The 19,915-nt window shown below is 68.6% G+C and carries 21 protein-coding genes; 15 read left to right on the top strand and 6 right to left on the bottom strand.

What is annotated here, in order from left to right; translation table 11 throughout:
- Positions 1 to 53: 53 nt before the first annotated feature.
- Positions 54 to 758 carry an MBL fold metallo-hydrolase gene (locus tag A9X00_RS01195; RefSeq protein ID WP_067148132.1) on the top strand — a complete coding sequence of 235 codons (705 nt, stop codon included), beginning with the start codon at positions 54 to 56 and terminating at the stop codon, positions 756 to 758.
- Here the strand turns inward: A9X00_RS01195 and A9X00_RS01190 are convergent.
- Positions 709 to 1,101 (bottom strand): hypothetical protein, encoded by a 393-nt coding sequence (locus tag A9X00_RS01190; protein ID WP_067147983.1) that lies wholly within the window; start codon positions 1,099 to 1,101, stop codon positions 709 to 711. The genes A9X00_RS01195 and A9X00_RS01190 overlap by 50 nt on opposite strands.
- Positions 1,102 to 1,236: 135 nt before the next feature.
- Between A9X00_RS01190 and aceA the strand changes: the two genes are divergently transcribed.
- The 4 genes from aceA to A9X00_RS01170 all read left to right on the top strand — a co-directional run bounded on the left by aceA (position 1,237) and on the right by A9X00_RS01170 (position 5,802).
- The gene (gene aceA / locus A9X00_RS01185; RefSeq protein WP_067147981.1) at positions 1,237 to 3,528 is read left to right on the top strand and encodes an isocitrate lyase ICL2; all 2,292 of its coding nucleotides are present in this window, start codon (positions 1,237 to 1,239) and stop codon (positions 3,526 to 3,528) included.
- A 246-nt stretch (positions 3,529 to 3,774) separates the two neighbouring features.
- Complete coding sequence (locus tag A9X00_RS30435) at positions 3,775 to 3,999, top strand: hypothetical protein (RefSeq protein WP_067147978.1); 225 nt, start codon at positions 3,775 to 3,777, stop codon at positions 3,997 to 3,999.
- A gap of 99 nt (positions 4,000 to 4,098) precedes the next feature.
- Positions 4,099 to 4,491, top strand: coding sequence for a hypothetical protein (locus A9X00_RS30430; protein ID WP_067147975.1), 393 nt, complete (start codon positions 4,099 to 4,101; stop codon positions 4,489 to 4,491).
- A 150-nt stretch (positions 4,492 to 4,641) separates the two neighbouring features.
- Positions 4,642 to 5,802, top strand: coding sequence for an LLM class flavin-dependent oxidoreductase (locus tag A9X00_RS01170; RefSeq protein WP_067147971.1), 1,161 nt, complete (start codon positions 4,642 to 4,644; stop codon positions 5,800 to 5,802).
- On the opposite strand, the gene A9X00_RS01165 is transcribed toward A9X00_RS01170, so the two are convergent.
- On the bottom strand, positions 5,799 to 6,305 hold the full coding sequence (locus tag A9X00_RS01165) for a hypothetical protein (RefSeq protein WP_156771871.1): 507 nt from the start codon (positions 6,303 to 6,305) through the stop codon (positions 5,799 to 5,801). The genes A9X00_RS01170 and A9X00_RS01165 overlap by 4 nt on opposite strands.
- A gap of 170 nt (positions 6,306 to 6,475) precedes the next feature.
- Here A9X00_RS01165 and A9X00_RS01160 point away from each other — a divergent pair, with 170 nt between their 5' ends.
- Positions 6,476 to 6,844, top strand: coding sequence for a hypothetical protein (locus tag A9X00_RS01160; protein WP_156771870.1), 369 nt, complete (start codon positions 6,476 to 6,478; stop codon positions 6,842 to 6,844).
- Positions 6,845 to 6,878: 34 nt separating this feature from the next.
- On the opposite strand, the gene A9X00_RS01155 is transcribed toward A9X00_RS01160, so the two are convergent.
- Positions 6,879 to 7,346, bottom strand: a complete 468-nt coding sequence (locus A9X00_RS01155; protein WP_067147962.1) for an SRPBCC family protein — start codon at positions 7,344 to 7,346, stop codon at positions 6,879 to 6,881.
- 116 nt (positions 7,347 to 7,462) lie between these two features.
- Here A9X00_RS01155 and A9X00_RS01150 point away from each other — a divergent pair, with 116 nt between their 5' ends.
- Positions 7,463 to 8,545 carry a serine hydrolase gene (locus tag A9X00_RS01150; RefSeq protein ID WP_067147959.1) on the top strand — a complete coding sequence of 361 codons (1,083 nt, stop codon included), beginning with the start codon at positions 7,463 to 7,465 and terminating at the stop codon, positions 8,543 to 8,545.
- A gap of 7 nt (positions 8,546 to 8,552) precedes the next feature.
- On the opposite strand, the gene A9X00_RS01145 is transcribed toward A9X00_RS01150, so the two are convergent.
- The gene (locus tag A9X00_RS01145; protein ID WP_067147956.1) at positions 8,553 to 10,121 is read right to left on the bottom strand and encodes an allophanate hydrolase; all 1,569 of its coding nucleotides are present in this window, start codon (positions 10,119 to 10,121) and stop codon (positions 8,553 to 8,555) included.
- Positions 10,111 to 11,517, bottom strand: a complete 1,407-nt coding sequence (locus A9X00_RS01140) for a TIGR00366 family protein (RefSeq protein WP_067147953.1) — start codon at positions 11,515 to 11,517, stop codon at positions 10,111 to 10,113. The genes A9X00_RS01145 and A9X00_RS01140 overlap by 11 nt, the downstream gene beginning before the upstream one ends.
- A 269-nt stretch (positions 11,518 to 11,786) precedes the next feature.
- Here A9X00_RS01140 and A9X00_RS01135 point away from each other — a divergent pair, with 269 nt between their 5' ends.
- The 8 genes from A9X00_RS01135 (at position 11,787) to A9X00_RS01100 (ending at position 19,097) form a co-directional block, all read left to right on the top strand.
- On the top strand, positions 11,787 to 12,536 hold the full coding sequence (locus A9X00_RS01135; RefSeq protein ID WP_067147950.1) for an SDR family NAD(P)-dependent oxidoreductase: 750 nt from the start codon (positions 11,787 to 11,789) through the stop codon (positions 12,534 to 12,536).
- Between the two features lie 21 nt (positions 12,537 to 12,557).
- Positions 12,558 to 13,304 carry an SDR family oxidoreductase gene (locus A9X00_RS01130; protein WP_067147946.1) on the top strand — a complete coding sequence of 249 codons (747 nt, stop codon included), beginning with the start codon at positions 12,558 to 12,560 and terminating at the stop codon, positions 13,302 to 13,304.
- A gap of 37 nt (positions 13,305 to 13,341) precedes the next feature.
- A complete protein-coding gene (locus tag A9X00_RS01125; RefSeq protein WP_067148129.1) occupies positions 13,342 to 14,085 on the top strand; it encodes a DUF899 domain-containing protein in 744 nt (247 codons plus the stop codon).
- 13 nt (positions 14,086 to 14,098) lie between these two features.
- Positions 14,099 to 15,076 (top strand): sigma-70 family RNA polymerase sigma factor, encoded by a 978-nt coding sequence (locus A9X00_RS01120; protein WP_067147943.1) that lies wholly within the window; start codon positions 14,099 to 14,101, stop codon positions 15,074 to 15,076.
- An 11-nt stretch (positions 15,077 to 15,087) separates the two neighbouring features.
- Complete coding sequence (locus tag A9X00_RS01115) at positions 15,088 to 15,669, top strand: TIGR03086 family metal-binding protein (RefSeq protein ID WP_067147940.1); 582 nt, start codon at positions 15,088 to 15,090, stop codon at positions 15,667 to 15,669.
- A 94-nt stretch (positions 15,670 to 15,763) separates the two neighbouring features.
- On the top strand, positions 15,764 to 17,599 hold the full coding sequence (locus A9X00_RS01110) for a fatty acyl-AMP ligase (RefSeq protein WP_067147938.1): 1,836 nt from the start codon (positions 15,764 to 15,766) through the stop codon (positions 17,597 to 17,599).
- Positions 17,600 to 17,615: 16 nt separating this feature from the next.
- Positions 17,616 to 18,290: a hypothetical protein gene (locus A9X00_RS01105; RefSeq protein ID WP_067147935.1), complete on the top strand. Its 675-nt coding sequence runs from the start codon at positions 17,616 to 17,618 to the stop codon at positions 18,288 to 18,290.
- Positions 18,291 to 18,335: 45 nt separating this feature from the next.
- Complete coding sequence (locus tag A9X00_RS01100; RefSeq protein WP_067147932.1) at positions 18,336 to 19,097, top strand: YqjF family protein; 762 nt, start codon at positions 18,336 to 18,338, stop codon at positions 19,095 to 19,097.
- An 8-nt stretch (positions 19,098 to 19,105) separates the two neighbouring features.
- Here the strand turns inward: A9X00_RS01100 and A9X00_RS01095 are convergent, their stop codons facing one another.
- Complete coding sequence (locus tag A9X00_RS01095; RefSeq protein WP_067147929.1) at positions 19,106 to 19,873, bottom strand: SDR family oxidoreductase; 768 nt, start codon at positions 19,871 to 19,873, stop codon at positions 19,106 to 19,108.
- Between the last annotated feature and the right edge of the window lie 42 nt (positions 19,874 to 19,915).

Here is a 19,915-nt window from a genome sequence, read left to right as displayed (position 1 = left end):
ATGTCAACTTTTTCCGACGCGTTGTGCTGGCGGACGGCGCTACCGTCTGCCTTGTGCATTTCGCGTGGGAGGAGCTGACCGCCGGCGTGCATCGCTGCCGGCTTCCCTTCTGCGACGTCACGGTCGGCCTGATCGTCGGCCGGACCGGAGCGCTGCTCGTCGACACCGGGACCACGCTCGCCGAAGCGGCCGCGATCGACGACGACGTCCGCGAGATCGCGGGACGCTCGGTTACCCATGTTGTGTTGACACACAAGCATTTCGATCACGTCCTGGGTTCATCGGTGTTCGCCGATGCCGACATGTACTGCGCACCCGAGGTCGTCGAGTGCCTATCGACGGCGACCGACGAGCTTCGCGCCGACGCGCTGAGCAACGGCGCCGATACGGCCGAGATCGACCGCGCGATCGCCGCCCTGCGCCCTCCGCAGCACGGGATCTATGACGCTGTCATCGACCTCGGGGACCGGACCGCGACGATCGCCCACCCGGGCCACGGTCACACCACGTCGGATCTGGTCGTCTCGGCGTCCGGTGCCGGCCGGGTCGTGGTGTTCACCGGTGATCTCGTCGAGGAATCCGCCGACCCCGCGATCGACGCCGATTCCGACGTGGCGGCGTGGCCGGCAACCCTTGACCGGGTGCTCGAGATCGGTGGGCCCCAAGCCGTCTACGTGCCCGGCCACGGGAAGGCTGTCGGCGCCGGGTTCATCCGCCGCCAGCGGGATTGGTTGAGCGCCCAGAGCAGGCGGCGATGAGGGCGTCCGGATCGGTCACGCTGACCCACAAGGAACGCAGCGTCACCGACCTGATCCACACTTTCGCCTGCACCGGGGGCTCGATCGTCAACGCAACCAGCCCCTTGCCCGAGCCGTTGACCAACCAGCGACCCCCGGAATAGTGCACGCCCCAACTGAACACGCGCTCGGTGGCCGGTTCGGCCTTGGTGATCGACGCCAATGGGATGTCGGCTTCGAACGCCCAGCCCATCTTGACGTGCAGCACGCCGGCGTCCAACCGGATGTCGCTCTGGCTGGGGCCCAACCCGACCGCAACCGCGAGGGGAAGATACCAACGCTCGAAGCGCAAGCTCGTCTGCACGGTGGGGAGATTACCGATCGCCGATGCGCTTTGCTGGGTGTTGGCGCGGATCGGGACTATTGACCCCTGATTGAACCACCATGTCCGGGGATAAACTCACCGTCAGCGGAGTCTGCTGAAGAGGAGCGTAACCCCATGGCTATCATCGAAACGGACACCGAGGTCCGCACGCCGTTCGAGCAGGACGTCGAGGCTACGCAGCGATACTTCGAGAGTTCGCGCTTTGCCCGGATCACCCGCCTGTACACGGCCCGCCAGGTCGCCGAGCAGCGCGGGACGATCCCGACCGACTACACCGTGGCGCGGGAAGCGGCGGCGGCGTTCTACGACCGGCTGCGCGAACTCTTCGCGGCGAAGAAGAGCATCACGACGTTCGGCCCGTATTCGCCCGGCCAGGCGGTCAGCATGAAGCGGATGGGCATCGAGGGGATCTACCTCGGCGGATGGGCGACGTCGGCCAAGGGTTCCACGACCGAGGACCCCGGACCCGACCTCGCCAGCTACCCGTTGAGCCAGGTGCCCGACGACGCGGCCGTGCTGGTGCGCGCGCTCCTCACCGCCGACCGCAACCAGCAGTACATGCGTCGGAACATGAGCGAACAGCAGCGCGCGACGGCGCCGGAGTACGACTACCGGCCGTTCATCATCGCCGACGCGGACACCGGGCACGGCGGTGACCCGCACGTGCGCAACCTGATTCGACGCTTCGTGGAGGTCGGCGTGCCCGGCTACCACATCGAGGACCAGCGCCCGGGCACCAAGAAGTGCGGCCATCAGGGCGGCAAGGTTCTGGTGCCGTCGGACGAACAGATCAAGCGGCTCAACGCGGCCCGCTTCCAGCTCGACGTGATGCGGGTGCCCGGCATCATTGTCGCGCGCACCGACGCCGAGGCGGCCAACCTGATCGACAGCCGCGCCGACGAGCGCGACCAGCCGTTCCTGCTCGGCGCCACCAACCTGAAGATTCCGTCCTACAAGGCCTGCTTCCTGGCGCTGGTTCGGCGCTTCTACGAGCTGGGAGTCAAGGAGCTCAACGGCCATCTCCTCTACGCCATGTCCGACGCCGAGTACGCCAACGCCACCGGATGGCTTGAGCGCCAAGGCATTCAGGGCGTGATCTCCGACGCCGTCAACACTTGGCGGGAGAACGGCAAGGAATCGATCGACGACCTCTTCGACCAGGTCGAGTCGCGGTTCGTCGCCGCCTGGGAGGACGACGCCGGGCTGATGACCTACGCCGAGGCCGTGGCCGAGGTCCTCGCGTTCGGGGAGAGCGAGGAGGAGGAGCCCAAGGGCATGCGCCCCGAGGAGTGGCGCCAGTTCGCCGAGCACGCGTCGCTCTACGAGGCCAAGGAGAAGGCCAGGGAATTGGGCGTCGACTCGCCGTGGGACTGCGAGCTGGCGAAGACGCCGGAGGGCTACTACCAGATCCGCGGCGGCATTCCGTACGCGATCGCCAAGTCGCTCGCGGCGGCGCCGTTCGCCGACATCCTCTGGATGGAAACCAAGACCGCGGATCTCGCCGACGCACGGCAGTTCGCCGAGGCCATCCACGCCAAGTTCCCCGAACAGATGCTGGCCTACAACCTCTCGCCGTCGTTCAACTGGGACACCACGGGCATGACCGACGAGGAGATGAAGCGTTTCCCCGAAGAGCTCGGCAAGATGGGCTTCGTCTTCAACTTCATCACCTACGGCGGACACCAGATCGACGGCGTCGCCGCCGAGGAGTTCGCCACCGCCCTGCGACAGGACGGCATGCTGGCGCTGGCCCGCTTGCAGCGCAAGATGCGCCTCGTCGAGTCGCCGTACCGCACACCGCAAACCCTGGTGGGCGGCCCGCGCAGCGACGCCGCGCTGGCCGCGTCCTCGGGACGCACCGCGACCACCAAGGCGATGGGCAAGGGCTCGACCCAGCACCAGCACCTCGTGCAGACCGAAGTGCCGAAGAAGCTGCTCGAGGAATGGCTGGCGTTGTGGAGCGAGCACTACCACCTCGGGGAAAAGCTCCGGGTGCAGCTGCGGCCCCGCCGCGCCGGCTCGGACGTGCTCGTGCTGGGGATCCACGGCAACGGCGACGAGCAGCTCGCCAACGTGGTCTTCGATCCCATCAAGGACCGCCACGGCCGCAGCATCCTCACGGTGCGCGATCAGAACACGTTCGCCGAAAAGCTGCGGCAAAAGCGCCTGATGACCCTGATCCACCTCTGGCTGGTGCACCGCTTCAAGGCCGACGCGGTCTATTACGTGACGCCCACCGAGGACAACCTGTATCAGACCTCGAAGATGAAGTCGCACGGCATCTTCAGCGAGGTCAACCAGGAGGTGGGCGAGATCATCGTCGCCGAGGTCAACCACCCGCGCATCGAGGAGCTGCTAACGCCCGACCGCGTGGCGCTGCGCAGGCTGATCACCAAGGAAGACTAGGCCGCATCGCGGCGAGCGACGTCGCGAACTATTTGCTGACCTTGCCGCGGCTATCGCCGGGCTCATTTCGTCGCGCGCTTTTTCCGACGCGTGCGGCGCCACGCCTGCGCGGCGGGCTGCCCCTAGATCCGTGCCCCGGCGACCTGGGGAGAGTGTTGTACGCCATGAAAACTCTCCCTTGTAGCAATAGTTGCGCATGTGTATGGTTAGCCGCAGTGAGTGACCCTGCGAGGAGAGGACGGACCGATGAAGGCACAGGTTAAGAAGGCAATCGCGGTGTTCGGCGGCGCGGCCGTCCTCGCTGCGACAATCGGATTCGGCGGCGTTAGCCCGGTGGCCACGGCGGCGACGCCGACGCCGCACCCGTCGCCCAGCGCGACCGCGGCCCACCCGGACGCGGCCGCTCCCGTGGGCGGCAGCGGCGTGCACATCGCCACGCTCACCGCGTGCGTTTCCGGCCTCGACTGCTGAACCGACCAAGATCCCCAACTCGTTTGTGCACCCGCATGCCCGGGTACGGACAAGTGGTCCGCATCTACAGCGGCGCGAGTGGAGAGTGGGGGTTCGGCGATGAGATCTGGAGCTAGGAATGCCGTCGCGCTGTTCGGCGGCGCGGCAATGCTCGTGTTGGCAGTCGGATGCGGCGGCGGCAGTAAGGGGCCGAGCAGCAGCAGCACGACGCCATCGACCACCACTACTACTACGACCAGCGTGGCGCCCGCGCCGTCCACGGAGCCGGGTGGCCCGACGGGCGGCGGCGGTCCCGGCGGCGGGGGCGGCACCGTCCCCGGCGGCCCGACCGGTGGCGGCGGCCCGGGCGGCGGCGGTGGCAGCATTCCCGGCGGCACCGGCGGCGGCGGCGGTCCCGGCGGGGGGAGCGGCGGCATCCCCGGCGTCGGTGGCGGCGGCGGGGGACCGGGCGGCGGCGGCGGTTGCATCGGCAACATCTGCGGCGGCGGCTAACACACCGCCACGGCAAGGACTTGCTCCCAAGCCGGTGGGGTCATGTGAATCTGGCCCCGCCGGCTGAGCAATATCTGGGGTCCGCCCTTTTGCCCTAACCAACGGCGGCTTGCGTTATGGTTCGGTCAACTCGACCGCAAGGGGATCCCCATGGCCAAGCTCAGGTTTGGATATTTCATCGCCCCGTTCCACCGGGCCGGCACCAACCCGACGCTGGCCCTGCAGCGCGATCTCGAGTTCGTCGAACACCTCGACGCGGTCGGCTTCGACGAAGCCTGGATCGGCGAACATCATTCGGCGGGCAGCGAGATCATCAGCTCGCCGGAAGTCTTCATCGCCGCGGCCGCCGAACGCGCCAAGCGCATTCGCTTTGGCACCGGGGTCATTTCGCTGGCCTATCACAACCCGCTCTGGGTCGCCGACAGGTTGATGCTGCTCGATCACCTCACGCACGGGCGCATCATCGGCGGGATGGGACCCGGCTCCTTGCCGACGGATTCGGCGATGATCGGGCTCAACCCCACCGACACGCGCGAGCTGCTGGAAACCAACCTCGACATCGTCGTGCGGCTGTTGGCGGGCGAGACGGTCAGCGCGAAAACCGCCACGCACCAGCTCTTCGACGCCAAATTGCAGCTGGCCCCGTACTCGGACGGCGGCATCCCGCTGGCGGTCGCCGCGGTCGCCTCGCCGCCCGGCGCGCGGCTGGCCGGCAAGCACGGCATCGGGCTGTTGTCCATCGGGGCGACGCTTATCGTCGAGGGCTTCGACGCGCTGTCCTATCACTGGGGCATCGTCGAGGAACGCGCCGCCGCCTTCGGCACGCAGGTCGACCGCAAGGACTGGAGCCTGGTCGGGCCGATGCACATCGCCGAGACCGACGAGCAGGCCCGCGCCGACGTGAAATTCGGCATCGAGTCGTGGTTCAACTACTTCCAGAAGGTTGCGGCCTTCCCCCAGATGACGATGCCCGGGGAGCAGCTCGACGAGATGATCGACATCATCAACGAGAGCGGGGCCGGGGTGATCGGCACGCCCGAGCGGGCGCGGGCCCAGGTCCAGCGGCTCTGGGACCAATCCGGCGGCTTCGGCTGCTTCCTGCAGATGGGCCACGAGTGGGCCAATCCCGCCGCCACCAAGCGGTCCGCCGAACTGTTCGCCGCAGAGGTGATCCCGCACTTCCAGGGTCAGGCGCAACCGACGCTGGACGCCGCCGCTCGCGCCGGGCAGGTTCGCGAGGGCCTCGCGCAGTCGCAGTTGCAGGCCGTCGAGCACATGACCAAAAAGTACGAAAGCGAAAAGGGCAGCTAGGGGTTTTCCGTGGTCACCGGGTTGGGGGTGGCCGGGTTCGTTACCCCCGGAAGCTGCCCGGGCCAGGGCGGCAACGCGGTATTCGGTTCAGACGTCGGCGCCACTTCTACTGGAACGCATTTTTTCGGGTGAAGCGCGTTTTTCCAGGCCCCGGGCGGGTTCGGGGCGGCCGACAGCGAGCCGTCCGGGCAGCGGAACGAGCACGAACCCTCCAGCACCCCCAGCGGGGTGATGACCGAGGCGCTGAAGATGAGGATGTTGACGCCGCCGACACCCTGCACGGCACCGCCGCCGTACTCGCAGTGCCAGTGACTACCGTTCTCCTCCACTGGGAAATCGCACCAGTAGTGGTAGGCCCCCATCTCCATGCCCGACCCGCCCACACCCGGGTAGTCGCACAATCCGGGGCCGGGGACGTTTCCGCCGATATCCGCCTGCGCCACAGGAACGCTCAGGCCTAGCCACGCCGCGGCCGCTATACCGAAAATAACGAATCTTTTCATTCGTTCACCTCTTCGAAGCGACCGAAGTGCAGGGCAAACCCAAACACGACGCCCTTAATATTTGGCCGTCCGAGTCTCGTTTTAAACCTTTTCGATGTCGAAATATGTCTCATATGCGGGCAATAGCCCCTTCCCAGCCTGCGGCTAGCGACGGGGCGGATACCTGAAGGATGACAACCACAGCCCCTGATCGGCGCCGGCGACTGCGAATGGTGCGGCTGGGTTTGGCCGGGGTCGCGACCCTGGCGATGATCGCGCTATTCGATGCCGCGCGCCCCGACGCCCCGCATGCCGCGCCCGGCTCCGTGCGCCTGACCGACGCGGCCCGATCGGCGCCCGCCGCCGGTCCCTTCGGGGGACTCGCGGCCGATGACGACGATTGGGCTCAGCAGCAGGCCCAGCTGCAGGAACAGCTTGCGCTGCAGCAGATGCAACAGTCCATGCAGCAGGCCGAACAACAAAACGAAGCGGCCCAGCAGCAGTTCTTACAGGACATGCAGCAGGCGCAGACCACCGAGCAACAGGCCAATGACCCCTAAGCGTCTCGAAAGACCTTGCCCGCCAAGGTAATCGCTACCGTCCGCCGTGTGCCTCGCGTTCGGCCGCCTTCACCAGCCGGCCCGAAAAAAACCGGACGGCGCCGCCGAGCGCCGCCCGCATCACCGGACCCGTCCCGGGGACTCCCTCGACGAACGCGCCGGTCCAGCGAATGTCGGTGCCGCCCGCCGGATTCGGCGTGAATATCACCTCGCCGGAGTAGTCCTTGGCGGGGCTCGGCGGCCCGACCAGCTTGTAGGCGTGGCGGTGATCCTGCTCGTAGGCGACGGTTTCCTCCTGCACGAGCAAGGGCCACAAGCCCACCTTGCGGATGGCCCCGATGCCGCCCGGCGCCGGATCGCCCTGGCGCGCCCAACTCGACTGAAGGACGATCGGCTTGGCCCACTTCGACCAGTTGGCGCCGTCGGTCACCAGCCGGAACAAGGTGGCCGCAGGCGCGCTGCTGGTCCGGTTGATCTCGAACGAGAACATACGACCCGACATCCCGACTCCCTGAAGATCGCTGAGTGACCTCGATGGCACTGCCGCGTACCCTACCTCCACCACCCCTTAGCGTCGTTTCTCTGCGGGGCCTCGCGCCGAGCGCGATCATTCACGGTATGGGTCGGCGGTTCGCGTGTCTGGCGGTCTTGCTGCTGGTCGGCGCCTGCGCCGGCGCTCGCGGTCCCGCACCCACCACCACGCCATCGACCGATCACGCCGACGCGGCCGCCCGCAGCCAGAGCGTGCTGGACGACGCGATCAAGGCCGGCGCGCCGGGATGTTCGGCCGCTGTCGGCGTCAAGGGCAAGGTGGTGTGGACGGGCGCCCGCGGTGTCGCCGACATGTCGGGCGGCAAGGCCATCACCGCGCAAACGGTGTTCGACATCGCCTCGGTATCCAAGCAGTTCACCGCCACCGGGCTCCTGCTGCTCGTCGCCGAAGGCAAGCTGGCGCTCAACGACCCACTGTCGCGATACCTACCCGAGTTGCCGACGTGGGCCGGCACCGTCACCGTCGCGCAGCTGATGCACCAGACCAGCGGGATCCCGGAGTACGTCGGGCTTCTCGAGGCCCAGGGATACCAGCTCGCCGACCGCACCACCGAGGACCAGGCCCTGCAGGCCGTGGCCGGCGTGCCCAAGCTGGAGTTTGCGCCCGGCTCCCAATTCGAGTACTCGAACTCCAACTACCTGCTGCTCGGCGAGATCGTCCGCCGGGTCGCGCGGGAACCGTTGCCGCAGTTCTTCACCGAACGCATCTTCGGTCCGCTCGGGCTGGCCATCGTCCTGGACCCCGCCGGTCCGATTCCCGACAAAGCCGTCCCGTACGAGAACAGCAGCACGGGATACCGGGCGATCGAATCGCGTTGGGAGCAGGTCGGTGACGGCGGAATTCAAACCACGCCAAGCCAATTGGTCGGATGGGCCGACAATTACCGAACCGGCCGGGTGGGCGGTCCCGCGCTCCTGGATGCACAACTGGCCGGCGCGGTGCCGACCGAACCGGGCGGCGCCGATCGGTACGGGGCCGGGATCTATTTGATGGCCAACGGCACGCTCGATCACGACGGCGCATGGGGCGGGTTCGTCACGGCCTTCCGCGTGAGCAAGGACCGAAACACGTCCCTGGCCATCAGCTGCAATACCGACAAGCAGGACCCCGAAGCGCTGGCCGACTCGCTGGCCAAACTGTGGATGTAGCCGCCGGTCAGTTCTTTTCGGCCAGCCCGGTGACCGTGCGGCCGTCCTCGAGTTCGACCATCGTCGCCGCGGCTGGCGCGGGCAGGCCCGCCATCAGGCGCCCCAGCCCGGCTTCCGAGACCCGGAACAGCTCGGCACCCGACGGCGCTCCGGGTCCGGCGTTGGCGGTGACACGTCCGACGTGACGGGCGCCCAGCAGTTCGAGTTGCCGGCGCACGGGTTCCAACCCGAATAGCGCTACCTCGCAGCCACTTTCGACCAGAAGCGGAGGTACAGCCCCGCCGAGGCGCGCGGCGATGTCGACGCCGATCTGGTCGTGGAACGCGGGCACGACGATCATCACGCCGAACGGGGCACCGGTGGCCGTCGGAACCCCGGGAACGGCGACCGCGGCCATGTCGAGCAGGTTGCAGAAATTGGTGTAGGTGCCCATGCGCCGGTTGATCGACAACGGCTCGGCCTCGACATCGGCCAACGCGGGGTGTTCGGTCGTGGTCGGGAGCAGCAGCGCATCGAAACCGGCGAGCAGGGCCGCGGCGGCGACCCGCGCGCGGGCAAGCGCGTCCAGGTCCGCGGCGAATGCGGCGCCGGTGATCTGGCGTCCCGCGGTGATGATCGCCGCCACGTGGGGGTCCGCACCCGCGGGCGCGGTGTCGAGGAATTCGCCGACCGCGGCGTATCGTTCGGCGACGAACGCGCCGTCATAGAGCAGCAGGGCCGCCTCCAGCAGTACGGAGACGTCGACCGGTTCGATGCTCAGTCCCGCGTCGGACGCGCGAACCACGCTGCGCTCGAACGCGTCTCGGTAGGCAACGCTGAGCGCGGTGAGGTTCGCGGCTTGCGGGACCGCCACGCGCGGGGTGCCGGGTGCGGCCAGGCGGACGTCGGCCGGCCAGGTGCGGCTGCGGGCGTCGCGGGAATCGGGCCCGGCCATCACCCGTGCCGCGGTGGTTGCGAGGGCGAGGTCCGCCGCGAGCACCGAGACGGCGTCGAAGCTCGGGCAGGCGGGGACGACCCCATGGGTCGGCACGATGCCGAGCGTGGGTTTGATGCCGACGATCCCGTTCAGCGCGGCCGGGACCCGGACGGAACCCGCGGTGTCGGTGCCGATGCCGATGTCGGCGATGCCCAGCGCGACCGCCACGGCGGACCCGGAACTGGAGCCGCCGGCGACCAGGTGCGGATCGCGCGAATTGCGTACGGCGCCATAGGGACTGCGGGTGCCGACCAAACCGGTGCCGAATTGGTCGAGGTTCGTCTTGCCGAGCACGACGGCCCCGGCGCCGCGGAGCCGCTCCACGGCGGCCGCGGTTGCCGCCGGCAGGTAGGCGAATCCGGGGCAGCCGGCGGTGGTCGGCAGGCCCGCCACGTCGATGTTGTCCTTGACGGCGACCACCCGTCCCGCCAAGGGCAGGCTCTCTCCCGCGGCGAGCCGTTGCTCGACCGCGCCGGCGTCGGCGAGCACGTCGTCCCGCGCGCGCAGCGTGATCCAGATTTCGGGCCGGTCGGCTTCGGCGACGCGCCGATACGCCTCGTCGACGCGTGCCGTGGGGGAGCCGGGCGCGTCAGATGACATACGGCGCAATGAGGACCATGGCGCTGGCGACCGCGAAACCGATCAGGAAGGCGATCACCGTAAAACCCATCACCTGGCGGACATTGAGCTTCGCGATGGCGAGCACGGGCAGCAGCCAGAACGGCTGGATCATGTTCGCGACCCCCTCGCCGACCGCGACCGACATCGAGGTCAGCCCGAGGTATGCCGGCGAGTGCTGCCCGATGGCCAGCGCCGAGTCGACGGCGATCGGTCCCTGCACCGCCCAGTGGCCCCCGCCGGAGGGCACGAACAGGGAGATGATGACCGACCCGACGAACGTCAGGAAGGGCAGCGTGTACTGATCGGCGCCCCGCACCAGCGCCTCGGCCAGCACCGTCTGCAGTGCTTTGCCCGATCCGGTGGGCAGATAACCCAACAGACCGACGATCCCGCCGTACAGCGGATACTGCAGCAGCAGCGGGCCGGACACCTTCGCCGCCCCCGAAAACGCCCGGATGAAGCGAATCGGCGTCCGGTGCAGCAGGGCGCTGGTGATGGTGAACAGCATGATCATCGAGGAGATGTTCAGCGCGAAGCCGCTCAGCACGAAGTACGTGATGCCCGCGACGAAGACAATGACGTTGAGAATCCACAGGTTTTCCAACCACTCGGCAAACGTCCGCTTGCCGTCGGGCGCGGGTGGCTCCGGCTCCTCGTCGAAGACCGCGGGATCGGGCTCGAGGCCATGTCTGGGCTCCATGCGCCAGATCGCGACGGCGAGCAGGGCGACGACGGCGATCACCGCGATCCAGTTGTAGGGCTGGAAAACCGTCAGCGTCAACGGCACGGTGATCCCGGCGATCTTGTGGATCACGTTGATCGGGCTCGTCGTGTCGGTGTTGGCCAGCGCGATCGACGACGACAGGCCCTGCGTCCAGACGATGTAGCCCATGAACCCGGTCGCGATCAGGTAGCCGAAATGCGCCCCGCGCAGGCGCTTTGCCACCTGCCGCGCGACCAGAGCGCCCGCCACCAAACCGAGCCCCCAGTTCAGCAGGGAGAAGACGGTGCTGACCCCGAAACACAGCAGGGCGCCCTGGACCTGGTTCTTCGGCTTGCTCGCGAGCCGCACGATGGCGCGCTTGAGGGCGGGCGCCTCGGCCAGCGTGTAACCCGTCACCAGCACGAGCACCATCTGGAACGCGAAGGTGAAGATGTTCTGCGGTCCCCATACCCCGCCGTACCACGCCTTGAGAATGCCGGAGGCCGACGCGCCCCGGACCAGCAGCGCCACCAGCGCGACGACGATGAGGGTGAGGATGACCGCGAACAGGTAGGGGTCGGGCATGAGGCGTTCGACGTAGCGGACGCACACCTCGGTGAGCCGCTGGATGAAGCCGCGTCGTTCCACCCGTCGAGGCTGTGTTGTCGTCATCTGTCGGCCCTATCTCCCCGTTTCCGAAATCCCCGCCCAAGGCAACCCCAGTTTTGTTGCGGCCGGGTGAACTAAGGCACGCCCGGCCGCGATGACAACCGAGGTTGCCAGAAGCCGACGCCCCGCGGCGCGCCACCCGCGGAAATTGGGGTCCGGCTTTGCGATGAGTTTCCGCGACGGGAACTGTCTATACCTGTAGTTCGACCGCTACACCATCGACGCCCCCGCACACCCCCGTGCGGGGGCTTTTCGCTTGAGAGGGGCTTGTCATGGGTTTGGCAGAGGACACGGCACAGGACACAGTCGCGGACAAATCGGTCTTGGTGACCGGTGCCAACCGCGGCATCGGTCGGGCCTTCGTGAAGGAAGCCCTGCGCAGGGGAGCCAGCCGGGTCTACGCGGGTTCGCGAGACGGTTCCGCATTTCCCGACGAGCGGGTGGTCCCGGTGGCGCTCGACGTCACCGACGCGGCGCAAATCCGCGCGGCCGCCGCGACGGTGGAATCGCTTGACGTGCTGATCAACAACGCCGGCATCGCGCTCTACGACGACCTGAGCGATCCCGCCGTGCTCGAACGCCACCTCGCCGTGAACCTGTTCGGCACCCATGCGGTGACGCAGGCGTTCCTGCCGGCGCTCATTCGTTCCGGGGGAGCGGTGATCAACAACCTGTCGGTCAACGCGTTGGCGCCGCTGCCGATCATCCCGGCCTACTCGGTCTCCAAGGCGGCCGCGCTCAACCTCACCCAGTCGCTGCGCGCCGTCCTGGCGCCGCAGGGCGTGCGGGTTTTCGCGGTTTTCACCGGTCCCGTGGACACCGACATGAGCCGCGATCTCGACATCCCGAAGGCCACCCCGCAGTCGGTGGCGGCGGCCGTCTTCGACGCGCTGCAGCGAGGCGAGCAGGACGTCTTCCCCGACCCGATCTCGCGCTCCATCGCCGCGGGCTGGGACAGCACCCCGGCCAAGGAGCTGGAACGCCAGTACGCCCAGCTGCTTGCGACGGCAACGCCCGCATAACACCATCACCAGGAGGACAAGATGAACAACCTATCCGGCCACACCGCACTCATCGTGGGCGCCAGCCGGGGCCTGGGCCGCGGCATCGCGACGGCCGCGGCCGAAGCCGGCGCCTCCGTCGTCGCGGTGTCCCGCACCGCCACGACGTTTCCCGACCCCACCGACGGCGCCGGCAGCATCGAAGCGGTCGTCGCCGACGCGGCCGACGCATCGGCGCCGGGCACCCTGCTGGATCGGTACGACCCAGAGATTTTGGTGCTGGTGGCCGGGGCAAGCCCGTTGCCTCGCCCGCTTCAACACCACACCTGGGAGACGTTCTCGGCCAACTGGAACACCGACGTGCGCATCGCCTTTCATTGGCTGCGCGAGGCCCTGCTCAAACCGCTGCGCCCCGGCAGCCGGGTGGTGGTTTTCAGCAGCGGCGCCGCCCTGGCCGGATCACCGCTCAGCGGCGGGTACGCCGGCGCCAAAGCCACCCAACGGTTCATCACCGGCTACGCCCAGGACGAAGCGAACCGCGCGGGTCTGGACATCAGCTTCACCGCCCTGCTGCCCCGCATCACGCCGCTGACCGAGCTCGGCCGCCCCGCCGTGCGGGCGTACGCGGCCCGCGAGGGCCGATCGGAGGAGGAATACGTCAAGCAGCTCGGCGAACTGGTCGACCCGCGGGTCGCCGGCGCGGCCGTCGTCGAGCTGGTGCAGTCCGACACCGAGGCCGTCGCCGCGGGCTACCTGCTGACCGGCGCCGGCCTGCAGAAGATCGCCTGAAAGACCCTCCACCGCAACCGAAAGGCTGGACATGGACATGCAAACGCCCCCGATCGTGTCGGCGCAGGAATGGGACGCCGCGCGCCAGCGGCTGCTCGTCAAGGAGAAGGAGCTCGTCCGGGCGCGCGACGCGCTGGCCGCCCAGCGCCGCCGGATGCCGTGGCTGGAAGTGGACAAGCGCTACCAGTTCGACGGGCCCGACGGCAGGGTGAGCCTGCTGGACATGTTCGCTGGCCGGCGTCAGCTGATCGTCTACCGGGCGTTCTTGGAGCCGGGGGTGGACGGCTGGCCCGACCACGCCTGCCGCGGCTGCTCCATGATCGCCGATCACATCGGCAACCTGGCGCATCTCAACGCCCGCAGCACCACCCTGGTGTTCGCCTCCCGCGCAGGCCAGGCCGACATCGAGCGGGTGAAGGCCCGGATGGGGTGGCAGATGCCGTGGTACACCATCACCGACGAGTTCGACCGCGACTTCGGGGTCGACGAGTGGCACGGCACCAACGCGTTCATCCGCGACGGCGAACGGGTGTTCCGCACGTACTTCATCAACAACCGCGGCGACGAGGCGCTGGGCACCACCTGGAGCTACCTCGACATGACCGCCCTTGGGCGGCAAGAGGATTGGGAGGACTCGCCGGAAGGGTACCCGCAGGGCCCCGCGTATGCGTGGTGGAACTGGCACGACGCGTACGGCGATCAGCCCGCGCAATGGTGGGAGGACCCCGAGCCGGGCGAGCAGAATCCCAGCGATCCCCGGCCGTCGCGCAGCGGGTCGTGAAAGGCTTCGGGCCATGCCGGACGCCAGCGCCGACGATTTCGCGCAAGTCGCCGAACAGTACCGACCCGAGTTGCGGGCGTACTGCTATCGCATGCTCGGATCGGTCGACGAATGCGAGGATCTGGTGCAGGACACCTACCTGCGCGCGTGGCAGGCCTACGAGAAGTTCGAGGGCCGCTCCTCGGTGCGGTTGTGGCTCTACAAGATTGCGACGAACACGTACCTGAACGCGTTGCCGGCGCACAAGCGGCGTCCGCTGCCCTCCGGGCTGAGCGCCCCGGCCGACAGCGCGACGGCCGCGCTGGCCCCGGCGCAATCCGAGATCCCGTGGTTGCAACCCGCGCCCGACAGCCTGCTGTACGGCGCCACCGACGATCCCGCGGTGGTGGTGTCGTTGCGCAGCAGCGTCCGTTTGGCGTTCGTCGCTGCGCTGCAACATTTGTCGTCGTTGCAGCGCGCGGTCCTGGTGCTGCGCGACGTGTTGGGTTGGCAGGCCGGCGAAGTCGCCGAGATATTGGAGACGTCCACGCCGGCGGTGAACAGCGCGTTGCAGCGCGCCCGGGCGCGACTGGCCGAGGCCGGCCCGCTGCTCGACGAGCTTGGCGAACCCGCCGAACCGGAGCTGCGCGGCGTGCTCGACCGCTACATGGCCGCCTTCGAACACGCCGACGTCGACCTGCTGGCGGAGCTTCTGCGGGCCGACGTGGAGCTCGAAATGCCGCCCATCCCAACGTGGTTCACGGGCCGGGAGGCGGTGCGCGGATTCATCGCGCGGGTGGTGCTGCATACGCCGGATCAATGGCGGCTCGCCTACACCCGCGCCAACGGCGCCCCGGCGTTCGCCATGTACCGGCGGGCGGCGGACGGTTCTTTCCAGGCTCACGGCCTGGACGTGCTGTCGCTGGCCGGCGGTCGCATCTCACGGATCGTTGCCTTCAACGACGCCACGCTGGTCGCCAAGTTCGGGTTGCCCGAGACGTTCGCGGGGTGAGGGCCCGGACCGTGTCCGACACCGATGAACTCCCCGTTCTGGCCGAGGCGACCCGATACCTGTTCGGCAACCTTCTCTTGGTTCGCGAGGCCGACCTGTCGGCGCCGACGCCCTGCCCGGACTGGGACCTGCGCCGGCTGCTGTGGCACGTGCGCAGCTCCCTGGCGGATGTCGCCGACGTGCTGTTGGCGGGTGACCCGGACCGCGGGTCCGAACGGGTGCCGGCCGAGGGCGATCCGTCCGATCCCGTCGCCGCGTTGCGGGTCGCGATCATCGACTTGCTGCTCGTGTCGAACACGGCACCCGCGGCCGGCCTGTGGTGTGAAATCTACGGCCGCGCGCTTCCCTCCAAAACCGTTGTCTACGTTGGGGCGATCGAGATGGTGCTGCACGCGTGGGATATCGCGCAGGCCTGCCGAACCGATCGCCCCATTCCGTCGGATGTCGCCTCGGCGCTGTTGTGCGTTTCGCCACCCCTAGCCCAGGCCGGGCGGGCCGGAGGGGTGTTCGCCGCGCCGCTGGCGTCGCCCGCCACCGCCACGCCAAGCGAGCAGCTACTCGCCCTGTTCGGCCGTCGAGCGAGCCGCCGGTAGGCGCCGAACAGGTTCGCCGCGCCGCCGCGCGGGTGCCCGCCCGGGCCCGACCCGGCACCCCGGGGCTGCGCCGTCGGGCCCCTAGACTGCGCTTATGGATTGCGGTACCCGCCACGACGCCGCGGCTCCAAAAGGCCTGCTGTTGATCGAGGACTGCCTGGACGCCGACGGCGGCGTCGCGCTGCCGCCGGGCACCACGCTGATCTCCCTCATCGATCGCAACATCGCCAACGTCGGTGACGCCGTCGCGTATCGCTACCTGGACTACGCGCGCTCCGAAGGCCAAACCTTCGAAGTGACGTGGAGCCAACTGGGTGTCCGGTTGCAGGCGATCGCCGCGGAGGTGCAGAAGTTCGCCGCCGAGGGCGATCGGGTAGCGGTCCTGGCCCCGCAGGGCATCGACTACGTCGCCGGGTTCTACGCCGCGATCAAGGCGGGCGCCATCGCGGTCCCGCTGTTCGCGCCCGAGCTGCCGGGCCACGCCGAGCGGCTGCAGACCGCGCTTCGCGACTCCGAACCCGCCGCGGTCCTCACGACGGCGGCGGCCAAAGCGGCGGTCGAGGGCTTCCTGGAGAGCCTGCCGGACCTGCGCAAGCCGCACCTGATCGTCATCGATGCCGTGCCGGACTCGGCGGGGGAGCGGTTCGTCCCCGTCGAGCTGGACATCGACCGCGTCTCGCACCTGCAGTACACCTCGGGGTCGACCCGGCCACCGGTCGGCGTGGAGATCACCCACCGCGCGGTCGGCACCAACCTCGTGCAGATGATCCTCTCGATCGACCTGCTGGACCGGAACACCCACGGCGTCAGCTGGTTACCGCTCTACCACGACATGGGCCTGTCGATGATCGGCTTTCCCGCGGTGTACGGCGGGCACTCGACCCTGATGGCGCCCACCGCATTTGTCCGCAGGCCGCTGCGCTGGATCCACGCCCTGTCCGCCGGGTCGAAGCAGGGCCGGGTGGTGACCGCCGCACCCAACTTCGCCTACGAGTGGACGGCGCAGCGCGGCCTGCCCGCGCCCGGTGACGACGTCGACCTGCGCAACGTGGTGATGATCATCGGTTCCGAACCGGTCAGCATCGACGCGATCCGCACGTTCAACAACGCCTTCGCCCCGTATGGGTTGCCGCGCACCGCCTTCAAGCCCTCCTATGGCATCGCGGAGGCGACCCTGCTCATCGCGACCATCGATGCCGACGCCGAGGCATCCGTCGCGTATCTCGACCGCGAACAATTGAGCGCCGGTCACGCGGTACGCGTCGACGCGGACGCCCCCACCGCCGTGGCGCAGGTGTCCTGCGGCCGGATCGCCCGCAGCCTGTGGGCGGTGATCGTCGACCCCGACAGCGGATCCGAGCTGCCCGACGGTTCGGTCGGCGAGGTCTGGCTGCAGGGCGACAACGTCGGTCGCGGCTACTGGGGGCTGCCCGAGCAAACCCAGCTCGCCTTCGGCGCCAAGCTGCAGTCGCGCCTGGCCGAGGGCAGCCACGCCGAGGGCTCGGCGGCCGAGCGAACCTGGTTGCGGACCGGGGATCTCGCCGTCTACCTCGACGGCGAGATCTACGTGACGGGGCGTATCGCGGACCTGATCACCATCGCGGGGCGCAACCACTACCCGCAAGACATCGAGGCCACCGTCGCGGAAGCCTCGCCGATGGTGCGCCGCGGATACGTCGCCGCGTTCGCCGTCCCCGCGAACGGCGAAGAACGCCTCGTGGTGATCGCCGAACGCGCCGCCGGCACCAGCCGCGACGATCCGCGGCCAGCGATCGAGGCGATCGAGAGCGCGGTGTCGCGGCGGCACGGTGTGGCGGTCTGGAACGTGCGCTTCCTGCCGGCCGGCGCCATCCCGCGCACCACCAGCGGAAAACTGGCCCGACGGGCCTGCCGCGCCGAATACCTCAGCGGCACATTGGGCGTCCGTTAGATGGCATCCTGGCGGTGTGGGTTTGCTGATCCGCCTGGCGGAGCTGCTGATCGTGATCCTGCCGCTGACGGGCATGGTCATCGCGGCGGTGCGGGCGTTCGGCGCCAATAAGCGCCGCACCGAACAGCGCCACGAAGTCGATCGACCGGCCGAAGCCGCGGGCCCGCCGCCCGACCGCAGCGTGAACAACCAAGCGGCCCAATGGCGTTCGCTGCGCCGCGTCATCGAGGAGCACGGCCGCACCGACGCCCGCTGGCTCGAGTACGAACTCGACGTGGCCAAGCTTCTCGACTTCCCGCTGATGACCGACATGCGGGACCCGCTCACGGTCGGCTTTCACAAAGCCAAGCTGCGGGCGGACTTCCTGCGCCCGGTCAAGGCCGAGGACCTGCTCGACGACCGGGAGGCGGCGACGTTGTATCAAACCGCGGTCGAGGACTACGTGACCGCGTTCAACGTCGCCGAGGCCGAGGCGATGCGCAAACGCCGCAGCGACTTCTCGCGGGAGGCCCAACAGCGGATCGCGCGTGCCCAGAGCCTGTTGCGGGTGGCGTCGGATCCCGCCGCGGCGCCGCAGGAACGCCAGCGGGCCTTCGACCTGGCCCGCAAAGAACTCGACGGCCTGCTCGTGTTGCCGTCCACGACCCAGGCCAGCATCGAGCGCGGGATCTCCGGTCAGCTGGAGGGATAGGCCGCAAACGCCACCCATGCCACCTACCCATGCAACGATGTGCGAATGGCCGCCGTACCCGACCTGCCGGACGCGCAATCAGGCCTGGTGGGGTTCCCCGTCAGCCCGCCCCCGCTCGCCGGCCCAGTCACGTTCGAGCAGCGCTGGGACGACCTGACCTTCGTCCATTGGCCGGTGCGGCCCGAGAGCGTCGAACGTTTCTACCCGCCCGGCACCCGGCCGGACGTGTTCGCCGACGGGATGACCTACGTGGGGCTGATCCCATTCGTGTTGACCGCCACCAAAGTCGGCACCACGTTTCCCGTGCCGTATTTCGGCGGCTTCGCGGAAACCAACGTTCGGTTGTATTCGATCGACGACGCCGGCCGGCACGGCGTGCTGTTCCGGTCGCTGGAAACGTCCCGGCTGGCCGTCGTGCCCGTGATCCGGATGACCCTCGGCGTGCCCTACGTCTGGTCACGAATGCGGGTGACGCTGCGAGGTGAGCACATCGCGTACGACAGCGTGCGCCGCTGGCCTCAGCGAGGCCTGCGCAGCCGGCTGACCGTCGCCGTCGGGGACGCGGTCGAGCCGACGCCGGTGGAGATCTGGCTTACCGCCCGCTGGGGGGCGCACACCCGCAAGGCCGGGCGGACCTGGTGGGTGCCGAACGAACACGAGCCGTGGCCGTTTCGCCGCGCTGAGATCGTCGAGCTGAGCGACGACCTGCTCGGCGCGAGCGGGGTGCGCCCGGCCGGCGAGCGCCTGCGCCCGCTCTTTTCGCCCTGTGTGGTGACCCGGTTCGGCCGCCCGTTCGTCGTCGGCTGAGCCGGCTGTCAGGGGCAGCAGTAGCCGCCGTCGATCACGACGTCCGAACCGGTCATGTAGCTGGACGCATCGCTGGCCAGGTACAGGTAGAGGCCGGCGAGTTCTTCCGGCCGGCCCAACCGGCCCATCGGTATCTTCGGTTCCCACTCCGCGTGGTACTGCGCGAGCGGCTCGACGAGCTCGGTGAGGATGTAGCCCGGGCTGACACTGTTGACCCGAATGTTGTGCGGCGCGAACTCGACGGCCATGGCCTTGGTCAGGTGAATGACCGCCGCCTTGGAGGCGCAGTAGTGGCCGACCCGCTGCGGGATGTTGATGATGTGGCCCGACATCGACGCGGTGGTGATGATGACCCCGCCCTGCCCCTGCCGCACCATCGCCCGGGCGGCCGCCTGGGCGGTGAGGAAGACGCCGGTGACGTTGGTGTCCTGGATGCGCTGAAATTCTTCCGGCGGCATCGTGAGCATCGGGGTGTCCGTGACGATTCCGGCGTTGCAGACCGCAATGTCGAGGCCGCCCAACTCCGCGGTCGCCCGGTCCAGCATGGCGTCGACCTGCTCGGGTTGCGTCACGTCGCATTTGATGGGCACCACCCGGCCACCGCCCGCGGTGAGCTCCTGCGCGACGCCGTCCAAGACCTCGGAATGCCTTGCCGCGATTGCCACTTCGGCGCCGGCTTGAACGTAGGCCAGCGCCACCTCCTTGCCGATGCCGCTGGACCCCCCGGTCACCAGAGCCCTCTTGCCGCGCAAGTCAAACAGGTCCAGCACACTCATCGCAGATCCCCATTCAAAGCGTCGCCTTCAACAAAAACACGT

This window comes from Mycobacterium sp. 1245805.9, from assembly GCF_001672915.1.
Taxonomy (GTDB): Bacteria; Actinomycetota; Actinomycetes; order Mycobacteriales; family Mycobacteriaceae; genus Mycobacterium.
Note: the sequence above shows the minus strand (reverse complement) of the source record. Positions and strands in the feature narration are given on the sequence as shown.